Origin of the sequence: Rummeliibacillus pycnus, assembly GCF_050459865.1 — a bacterium.
Lineage (GTDB): Bacteria > Bacillota > Bacilli > Bacillales_A > Planococcaceae > Rummeliibacillus > Rummeliibacillus pycnus_B.
The window spans coordinates 1-10,708 of the sequence record NZ_JBCMNM010000092.1; the positions used below are offsets into that span (position 1 = coordinate 1).

The window sequence follows — 10,708 nt, forward strand, 5'->3', positions numbered from 1 at the left end:
TAGCGAAGGCGCCTGCGGGAAAGCGAGACATGTGAGACCCCGCAGTGAACGAAGTGAACGACGAGGCTCAACGCTCGCCCGCGGAAAGCGTAGCTAATTCCACATCGTACAGAAACCAGATTAATACTATTAATATTTGTATTTAAACACTTTTTCAGTACCCTAAACGTAGCGACGAGGAGATTGAAGCCAAACCCGCGGAAAGCGCCTGTCTGTAGCGGAACATCCTAATCTGAATCATAATTTGTAAATATTTTTATTTTTGTATATTTTCATTATTTATTTGACCATATTAACAATGTAATCATATGAAAATAAGGATCATTCAAGGAGGATTTTATGCGTAAACTTATGCATCTTGAAAAGTTTTCTTTTATTACTTTGTTAATGACAAGCGCTATTTTTGTTACTGGTTGTAGTGGTGACAATGCTATAGATCACTCGAAATCAAATGAATCTGTTGGAATTCAGGTGGCATATGACAGGGAAGTATCAAATGATTTCGTCAATCGTTTAAACGAAGTATTAAAACTTGAGTTAGCAGAGGCCGGTGACCAGATACACGCCGTTGTACAAAATGTGGTAAATGATGAGTCCTATATAAAAAATGAAGATAACAAAGCAAAATTCACTAAATTAGCAGATGAGCGGATTAACCGTCTAACAGACCTGGATTTATCCCCTAAAACAAATGCTGAAAGAGAGATTCAGGCTGCCCTCCGTAATTATCTTGGTTACAAAAAAGGAACATATAGAAGCTTGAAACTTTATTCAGTAGACCAAGATGCATTTTATAAAACAACGTATGAAGACAATCATAACCAATCATTACGACATTTAGAATCACTAAAAAACGTATTGGATAAATATGGAGTTGCTATTGATATTTAGGCATTAAGCTTTCTATTTGAATCACCAACAAAGTCTAAGTTTTTAAACAAACAAGTTACTGTGCTATAGAGATCGCAAAAAAGTTCCAGCCTCCTAAGAGACTGGAACTTTTTTTACTTTTATTTTTTCCCAAGGTGGGATTTTTTGTCGTCGATTGTTTTAAATGTCCATATCGGAGAGCGTGTTTTTCCTTTAAATCGATCGGTAACGTCTACATACCAGCTGTAGTTTTGACCCTTTTCTAAGTCTTTCCATTTGGCTGATGCAATTTTGTCATTTTTGACATTTTTCACATGACCAATTTCATTATTTGTGTAGACATTTACCTCAATTGCATCTGTTGCGACTACTTTTTCTTTTGGTGTTAAATCGGTTTCAATCACAAATTCGTCTTTGCTTGGATACTGATTTGTATCATAATAGTTGAACTTATCTAAGTACGGAGAGTACGTTTTCATATAGATTTTATTTTCAACTGGGTTCACTTGAAGTAGACGCATAAAGCCTTGTCCTCCTTCAGGTCCCTCTTGGTAATCAGCTAGCATTTGATATACTTTGCGATCTGGAGTACCGTCGTTATTGTCATCGATTTCGTCAATCAGCGTTTCAGCATCATGATAGTGCCCTGATAGTACGGCAATGATATTCTTATTTGGTACAACTACCTTTTTATAGATTTCATCACCGATTGGGCTTCGATTTCCAGATACGAGCAAATATTCATGGAAGTTGAGAATCGCTTTACGCTCTGGATATTGTGCCAGTATTTTGTTCATCCAAGCCATGTCTTCCTCATTGACGCCCCATCCCATATATACCATGATGAAGTCATTTCCTTTTTCACTAATTAAATCATAGTGACCACGGTTATTTTTGTAAGAGGCCCCGTAGTAATTTTTTCCTTTAAAGCGGCTTTCGCCAAAGTATTCACCATATTTTGTATAATCTTCTCCTTTATGATTGACATCATGATTCCCTGCTAAGACACCATAAGGTATATTTGCTTGATCAAGTGTTTTCATCGAGTTGTCCGCATTTTGCCATTGATACTCTTGATCCTCATTATCAACTAAGTCTCCTGTATGGAAGACATACTTTATATTCATTGCTTCTTTTTGAGAAGCGATCCAATCCGTCATTTTATTATAAATATGAGGGTAGCTTTTAGAATAATATTGCGTATCGGACATCCAAATTAATGAATAATCAAATTGATTGGTTGCAGCGATTTCATCTTGTACCATCACTTGAATCTTATTATCTTTTATATATGATTTTCCTTTAATAGAAGCATGAAGTTTGAAGTTCTCACTATTTTCTGCGATTTTCCATTCTTTCACTTCCCATTTACTTGTATCAAAATTCCATACATACATCGAAACTTTTCGACCGATTATTGATTTACCTTCCCAATTCACTTCGATGTCGTCATCGTTGTCAACTGCTTTGTCGAGCTTGATTTCAAAACGGTGGTATGGATATTTTTCTAAGCCAGTTGTCGTAATATATTGGCCATCCACCTTTGTTAGTTTGTCTACCTCTTTGACAAGCTTTTCTCCTGCCGATGAGATGGTTGTTGGCGGCTCGCGGTCTGCATTGTTCGCAAAGACTGTCATATGAGATGTTTGGTCAGCTTTATATTGATAACCACGGTTAAACGATACATTTAACTGATCATTTGTTGGATCAGATACTTTTACTTCAAGCTTCGGTGATAATGAGACACCTGTCGCTTTATCCTTTGGTGTGATTAATACTGGAGCATAAGGTTGCTCTTCCACCACTTTAAATGTTGTTGTTTTTGTTGCTGTATTTCCTACTTGATCCTTTGCTGTGATGGTAAATGTATGTGCACCAGGTGTTAATTCAGCTGAAGATGTTTTCATAGGTAATGTAATGTCTTTGCCGTCTAATGTAGCTGTGACTTCTTGTACACCTGCATGTTCATCCACTGCTTCTGCTTGCAGTGTAAAATCACCTTTGTATTCTTTTCCCTCTTCTACAGATGATGTTATTTTAGGGGCAGTATTATCGACCAATACTTTAGCCTGTGTAGATTCGTTCCTATTCTGTGCAATGAAAGTATGCTCACCATCTTTTGCAGTAGTTGTATCCCATGCATAAGATTTAGCTGCATATTTTTCATCAGGCACCATAAAGTTGGCATCTAATACTGGAGTCATTCCACTACTATCTCCAACAGGAATTTCCTTTGTTGGATTATTATATTTTGGATCATAAATAACTGTTCCATCTTTTAAAATGAGGCGAATATTTTTGACATAAAAATCATCACGGTTTTCCTCTGAATTTGTATCAAATGGTGACACTTTCGTACCGGAACGAATGGAGATTTTTGTTTCCTTCCCTTTCTCAAAGTATTTAGGATCAATAGGCACTGTTAATGTTGTGTAGTCATTAATCGTATCATCGAAAATACGTAAGGCTTCGTCCCCTATTGTAATAGCATTTTTGAAAAATAAATTTGTCTTTACAACATCTACTGCAAAGTAAGCTGGATCAGCCATTGTAAACGTTGCATTACTGGTAATATCCTGACCATCCAAAACTAGCTTCGTATCATGATTATCCTTAGAATGGAAGGCTTTTAATAATACATTTTTTGATAGTAAAGAATTGTCTTCAACATTTAGTGTGAGACCTTCAGGACGTTTATCTTGAATAATACCAATCTTCTTTTTATCTGTTGTGGCTGTATTCGTACCATCAGAAGCTTCTAAATAGTATTCTAGCGACTCTTTACCAATCAAATTAGCAGAATAGATTGTATATCTGAATAAGCCATCTGCATGATCTTTTTTTAGATCAACAGAATGATAAGTAGATTCTTGATTGTTCTTGTAGTAAAGACGGGCTGTTTTGACCGTTTGGCTGTCTTTAATGTCAAACTTCAACTTAACGTCAGTCTGATCTAATACAGCGTCAGTAATCGATTGATCTGAAATCACAGGTGCCACATTATCTTCTGTAAGCTTTACTTTTTCTTCCGGCATTTGATACGGAGATACGGTGCCTGGTGTTCCGTTCTCAATTTTACTGCTATATTTTTTCATAATATTATCGCCAGGGATTGTTGGGAACTTATATAGTATGCCCTTGTCTTTTGCTGAGTCTTCATTTGTACCGTTAATATTATAATAGCCCACTGAAATATCTTGTCCTGTATTGGTTGAAATCGCAATCCCACGATTGCTGCCATTTGCCATACCACTGTTATACATTTTGACGATGTTTTTATTCTCAACTAAATTAACACCATAGTTTTGATTGAAGTCAGCTACTGTTTTTGCTCCGTTTTCTGCATTAATAATCCAAAAGACCATTGCCTCTCCAGAGGCTAATGGCAAATCTTCTTTTTCAGGAGCCCATATGAGGTCTGCTTCCGGTCCCTCAGCTGGATAGCGATAGTGAATTTTATAATCTTTTAAATTCAATGTTTTGTCAGAGTTATTGTACACTTCAATATACTCGTAGCCGTCAGAATTTCCGACGTTCGTGGAATCCGGCACAAGCTCTGTCACCAATAAATAAGGAACATCTTGTGGATTATAAGGTTCATGTGAAATCTCGACTTTGTATTCATCTGATGAGACAGCATTCGTTCCATCATAAGCCGTAATTTTGTATGTTAATTCTTTTCCTACCAACTGAGGGGCAGTTAGTTGTGCGTCATAGTTATTATCTGAAGAGATATTCATTGGTACTTCTGACCATTGACTTTGGTCATTTAAGCGATAGGACAATACAACATTTTTTACGTATACGTCATCTGTCACTTTCGCTTGAAGTTTCAACCCTTTTTCTGCACTTGCTTTCGTAATAGGCGTATGTGTGATAACAGGAGGAGTTGTATCTTTCACATCTCCACCTTGATTTTCAGGGACTTGTCCATCAATGATTTGTCCAGGCGTTACACCCTCATCCTTTTTTAAAATCTCCATTGTTTGATCTTTACCAGACCATTTATATTGAATACCTACGTCCTCTTTTACATCTTCTTTTACATATTTTGCGCTAACGATTTCATTTTTGTATGTATCCGAAACTACAAGGATTCGTTCAGCAGCATTTGCCATACCATCTGTTTCAATAGAAATAACTTGGTTTTCTGTTAAATTGGTTTTATAGTATGCATTGAATTGATCAAGAGTAGCATCTCTATTAGCACTATTCTTCACCCAAACGACAATTGTGCTATGCGCTGGCACCTTTCTATCTTCGGTAAAGCCCCATTCTGCATCCGCCTTATTCGCAGATGCTGGATAGCGATAGATTAATTTATAATCCTTTAGTGAAATCTCTTGATCTGAGTTATTATATAGTTCAATAAATTCATAGCCATCAGCATTATTAATATTGCCAGTACTTGGTGTAACTTCAGTAATTAATATAGAAGGTGCTTGTTGTTCTGCATAAGCATGGTCAAATCCTAAATCTTGAAGCCCTAATGAAGAAAAAAGGATACCCGCCGCTATTGCTGATGTAAACATTTTCTTTGTCATTGTTAACATTGCCTCCTTTAAAATATCCATCTCCATTATAGGAAATGTGTTTTTTGGTAATTTAAAGGAGAAGTAAAGTTATTGTATGGAATTGTAAAATTTTATTTTTTGTAGTAATAATGTATCATTTTCTCTCTAATGAGATTTTTAATGAAGAACACCCAGATAACTATTCAATGCATGTATCATTGAAATTCAGAAGTGAATATTCTACATTTACGAAAATTAGCAGGAAATAATCCATCTAAATTTTCTTCGCCAGCCAGTCAACCTAATCAAAAAACTACACCTCTCGTCAATTAGACTAATAGGTGTAGTTTTTTAACATAATATTTTCTTATTTAAAATAAAATTTTGTACGTTTTTCCTGGTAATCAAGTTACTCTTGTTCCATCACTTGTTGTAGAACTTCAATCGCAACGGAGGCTTTAGGGAATCCTGCGTATGCGGCGCAATGCATGATAATTTCTACTATATCCTCTTTAGATAATCCCACATTCATTGCTGCTTTGAAATGGAACATGAGTTGACGTTCGCCTGCTCCTTGTGTAATTAGTGAAGTTAGTGTAATGATTTCTTGTTCTTTTAGACTGAAGTGTGTTCTACCGTATACTTCTCCAAATCCAAATTCAATCATCATTTTACCGAATTCAGGCGAGAATGACTCAATATTTTTGACAACTTTATCGCTCTCGTCTCCTGTTAGTTTTCCTAGCGTTTCTATGCCTAATTGATATCTATCTTTTTCCATCTTTTCTATCCCTCATTTTTTCTACTATTTCCATCTAAATACTTTTAACTAAAATTGATAGCTCATTCTCATGCTACTACGATTTCTACTCTTACCCTCTACTCATAGTTGGTGGTACTTCATCTGGGTCCACAATCACTTCTAAAACCGTTGGGCCTTGATTTTGTAAGCCAAAAACAATGGCTTTTTCAATATCTTCTTCCTTTCGACATTTAAAGGATGTCGCGCCTAAGGATTCAGCAAATAATTGAACGTCCACTCCTACTTCATAGACAGTACCTACAGCACGTCCCACATTATGACGCATTCCCTTATCTACCATATCGAGTCTTCCATTATTGAATACTACGAAAATAACTTGAACATTATGGCAAACAGCTGTAGAAATCTCTGTTCCAAACATTAATGTGCAGCCATCTCCTGTTAAGCAGACAATAGGTGTTTCGGGATTTGCCATTTTTGCTCCAATCGAGAATCCAATGCCATTCCCCATTGAGCCGAATACATCATCAAAGTAAAAAGTACCTTCTTGCTGTATATCAAATTGTTGAATCGCATAAAACGAATGGCTTCCATCATCTCCAAACACAACTGTTTCAGGAGGTAATTGCTCTCGTAACACTTGTACCGCTTTTGAAGCTAAAATATATCCCTTACTTGAATAGACATCTTGAGATTTTTCATATGTAATTGGCTGTAAAGCACTTTCTTTTTTTACTACTTCTTGTATTTTAGCTAATAATGCTTTCAAATTATCTTTCGCATCGCCAATAACTGAAAATGTTGGAATTGGAAGTGATTTTCCTACAAACGTTGGATCTATATCGAATTGAAGGATTTGTTTCGGATACATATCACTCGAAAAACCTGCTAAAGTCATATCTGATAATTTTGTACCTACTACAATTAATAAATCAACTCCGCTCTTTAAATAAGCAGCCGCTTCCTTTGTTCCACCAAGGCCAAATGGACCGAGATAACCCGGATGATCTGTGCGCACAGCACCTTTCCCGCCTGGAGTCGTAATAATCGGAATATCAAAACGAATCGACAATTCTTTTATTTCTTCATATGCATGGGAAAGATGAACACCTTTCCCTACGAATAAAAGAGGGCTATTCGCTTTTTCAATGACAGATAACGCTTCATCTAATCGATTGGATACCATTGTATAAGGCTTAGGAAGTTCCAAGTCAAAAGGTTCAATCTCTTCCAACAATACATCTGAAGGAATCGATAAATGTACAGGACCACGGTTCCCTGAAATTGCCTTTTCAATTGCATGTTGGAAGTAGATTGGAAATAAATCCCCACGCTCAACTCTTGCACTAAATCGTGTAACGGGCTCGAACATTTTAACTAAGTCTGTCCCAAATAATGTGGAATCTTGGCCAAGAGCAGTTCCAGTTTCTTTGATGGATGGATGCCCGGTAATAAAAATAACTGGAAGGTGGAAGGCCATTGCCTGACCAGCCGCTGTTAGCATATTCGTTCCACCTGGGCCCGATGTACCCAATGCAACCCCAAAAGTATTGTTTTGAAGTGCATAACCAGAAGCCATAAATCCTGCACCAGCCTCATGTCTTGCTAGAATAAACGGCATTTCACAACGATCCATTTCCAAGATTAACGGCACAATTGGTTTACCTGGAATTCCATATACATACTGAACCCCAAATTTTCTCAAATGTTCAATTAATAGATTTGCTACAGTCTTTTTCATAATCACACATTCTTTCTCTCTTTATTCGTGTTTCATAAATCCAAGACGCAGAATTTCTTCAAACTCACCAGGTTTAACAGGTTTACTATAGTAGTAACCTTGTACTTGATCACAATGTAAATTACTTAAAAAATCAGCTTGTTCTTTTGTTTCTACCCCTTCAGCGATGACATCAAGATTTAATCCATGAGCCAAAGAAACAATTGCACTGATGATTTTCACATCATTTTGATCATTCAAAATATCATTGACAAAAGAACGATCAATTTTCAAATGATGGATTGGGAAATTCTTTAGATAATTAAGTGAGCTATATCCTATACCAAAATCATCAATGGCAATTTGTACACCTAATTCATTTAGGTTTTCCAAAATTGTAATCGCATGATTGACATCCATTGTCATGGATTCAGTAATTTCTAATTCTAAAGATTTAGGTTCTAATTTTGTCATTTCTAATACTTGTTTTACTCTTTCAACAAGTCCATTTTTCAGAAAATCTTGAGGAGAAATATTTACTGCTACTTTTAATGATGGGAACCCTGAATCTTGCCAGTATTTTAACTGATGGCAAGCATTTTGTAATACCCACTCTCCTAACTCATCTGCCATGCCCATTTCCTCTGCAAAAGGAATGATATCCCCAGGGAAAATAAGACCAAGAGTCGGATGATTCCATCGTAACAACGCCTCTGCGCCAACAATTTCCTTCGTTTCCAAATCAATTTGAGGTTGATAATACAAGACTAATTCATCATTTTCAATGGCATTACGCAACTCAACTTCGAACGTTAACTTATCTATTATTCTTTGTTCAATATTTGAATTATAAGTAATGACATTATTTTTTCCTTGCTCCTTTGCACGATACATAGCTGAATCTGCCTTACTGAACAATGTATCCAGCTTTTGACCATCATCAGGATAAAAAGAAATACCAATACTTGTACTCATATGAAATTCATAATGATCGATTTTAAAAGGTTGCTGGAATAATTCAATGATTCCAAGAGCAAAAGAATTGGCGTACTTTTTATCATTAACATTTGTTAAGATAATGGTGAATTCATCCCCCCCATACGAAACAGCGTCGCATTTCCAGGCAAATAAGCCGTTAATCGTTTACTTACTTCACACAGGAGCGTATCCCCTTTTTCATGCCCTAATGTGTCATTAATATTTTTAAAACGATCTAAATCGAGTAAGAAAACAGCCAACATTTCTTTTTGGTCTTTGGCTTTCAGCAACTCTGCATTTAATGCTGTTTTGAAAAATCTCCGATTAGGAAGACCTGTTAAATCATCATGATAAGCTAAATAGTTAATCTGAGCTTCTGCTTCATAGCGTTCTGTGATATCTTTCAACTGCCCAAATGCACCTGTAAGATCTCCGTTTTGATTATAGAGTGGCATCCCATCGAATAAACAAATCGTTTTTTTATTCGTTTTTTCATTTATAATAGTCATTTCAACATCAGAAAAATCATTTTCCGTTTTCAATATGTGATATAGATATTTTTCTAATGGATGAGTATGTTCAATCCCTTTTCCTACTATATCTTCTTTTTTCCAGCCAATAAGTTCTTCAGCACAATGATTAAATTCAGTAATATTCCCACTACGATCTGTTTGGATAATGCCATTTTTCGTAGACTCCGTTACAATTTGATTAAGAATATTTAACTGCTTGTTCTTTTCTTTTAAAAGCAATTCTCTTTCAATAGCACTTACAACCGAGGCTAGCATCGATAGGAGCAACGGACTTTGGTACTCAACTAACGTCATAATTGAGATCGTCCCTTTATTAATTCCGAATTCAAAAGGAATAGTGTAACAAGCAGTACTTTGCAGAAAATCATGATAATGTTGCGTCCCAATAAGTTGAATAGGTTGATTTAGTGCTAAGGCTAAGCTAACCGAATTTGTACCATTTTGTTCTTCTGTGAACTTTACACCTGGTTGAAAGCCTAACTTCTCAACCTGACTTTTGATAGCAGAATCTCCCTTAGTCTCTAAAATTGTACTTTCATCGTCTGAGATGACAAGTAAAATTGGAATCCCATTCACCATTTGGAAAAATTTATCGATAAAAAAATTAACGACTTCAAATATTTTCGTATAATCGGCAAGTTTCTGATTTAGTTCCGCGTTACTAATCTTTTGTGGTGTTGGTACAATCTTAGAATCCAATCCTCTTTTTGCACATCTCTTTTTAGACTCTAAAACATATTCCGGGGTAACATTATCAAAGTTACTCATGCTTCCTAACTCCATTCTTTAAGAAAACTGTTGATGCTATTTCATCTCTATTATTTAAGCAAAAAGCATTCTTACTATTATTAGAAATTATATATTCACTGAATTTTCAAATAAAATTACTATACAGACAGTAAAAAATGTAATAATATCCTGACTATTAATAACGACCAGGTAATAATACCTTATTATTGTATCTTTTAATTATAGTTAAAATTACTTAAGCGAACAATGGTTTTTTATTAAAGTTTTTCATTATTTCATTAGTTTGGAAATTAATTATTTATTTGGATTCTACATACAGTTCTAGAAAAATAAAAAACTGACCGAAGTAATATCCACTGAAAAATTACTTGCTTCCTACGATACGAATTCAGATTTGGCTGTTCCGCTACAGACGGCGCTTTCCACGGGCTTGGCTTCAATCTCCTCGGGCTAACACGATGTTGGTCACGAAGCCGTTGCCACAGGACGACTAGGCTTCAATCCCCTCGATGAAGGCACTTAAAAAGTAAAAATAGATGAAAGTTTATAATAAAATCTTGAGCTATCATTGTTGATGTGG

Annotated in this window: 5 protein-coding genes and 1 pseudogene; 1 reads left to right on the forward strand and 5 read right to left on the reverse strand. The window is 35.7% G+C overall.

Going from position 1 to position 10,708, the window contains the following annotated elements; genetic code table 11:
* Positions 1–339 precede the first annotated feature (339 nt).
* Positions 340–891, forward strand: a complete 552-nt coding sequence (locus tag ABE048_RS17335) for a hypothetical protein (protein WP_430312529.1) — start codon at positions 340–342, stop codon at positions 889–891.
* Positions 892–1,010: 119 nt separating this feature from the next.
* Here ABE048_RS17335 and ABE048_RS17340 read toward each other — a convergent pair whose 3' ends face one another.
* The 5 genes and pseudogenes from ABE048_RS17340 to ABE048_RS17360 all read right to left on the reverse strand — a co-directional run.
* Positions 1,011–5,414, reverse strand: a complete 4,404-nt coding sequence (locus tag ABE048_RS17340; RefSeq protein ID WP_430312530.1) for a lamin tail domain-containing protein — start codon at positions 5,412–5,414, stop codon at positions 1,011–1,013.
* Between the two features lie 379 nt (positions 5,415–5,793).
* Positions 5,794–6,165, reverse strand: coding sequence for a carboxymuconolactone decarboxylase family protein (locus ABE048_RS17345; protein WP_430312531.1), 372 nt, complete (start codon positions 6,163–6,165; stop codon positions 5,794–5,796).
* A 91-nt stretch (positions 6,166–6,256) separates the two neighbouring features.
* Positions 6,257–7,888, reverse strand: a complete 1,632-nt coding sequence (locus tag ABE048_RS17350; RefSeq protein ID WP_430312532.1) for a thiamine pyrophosphate-binding protein — start codon at positions 7,886–7,888, stop codon at positions 6,257–6,259.
* A 21-nt stretch (positions 7,889–7,909) separates the two neighbouring features.
* The gene (locus tag ABE048_RS17355; RefSeq protein ID WP_430312533.1) at positions 7,910–8,761 is read right to left on the reverse strand and encodes a putative bifunctional diguanylate cyclase/phosphodiesterase; all 852 of its coding nucleotides are present in this window, start codon (positions 8,759–8,761) and stop codon (positions 7,910–7,912) included.
* A gap of 21 nt (positions 8,762–8,782) precedes the next feature.
* A pseudogene (locus tag ABE048_RS17360) lies at positions 8,783–10,161 on the reverse strand (diguanylate cyclase domain-containing protein); the annotation flags it as partial.
* Positions 10,162–10,708 lie beyond the last annotated feature (547 nt).

What these genes read in the sequence shown, in the direction of transcription:
- ABE048_RS17345 (WP_430312531.1), bottom strand. Translation starts at nt 6,165, where the DNA reads ATGGAAAAAGATAGATATCAATTAGGCATAGAAACGCTAGGAAAACTA.
- ABE048_RS17340 (WP_430312530.1), bottom strand. Translation starts at nt 5,414, where the DNA reads ATGACAAAGAAAATGTTTACATCAGCAATAGCGGCGGGTATCCTTTTT.
- ABE048_RS17350 (WP_430312532.1), bottom strand. Translation starts at nt 7,888, where the DNA reads ATGAAAAAGACTGTAGCAAATCTATTAATTGAACATTTGAGAAAATTT.
- ABE048_RS17335 (WP_430312529.1), top strand. Translation starts at nt 340, where the DNA reads ATGCGTAAACTTATGCATCTTGAAAAGTTTTCTTTTATTACTTTGTTA.
- ABE048_RS17355 (WP_430312533.1), bottom strand. Translation starts at nt 8,761, where the DNA reads ATGTATCGTGCAAAGGAGCAAGGAAAAAATAATGTCATTACTTATAAT.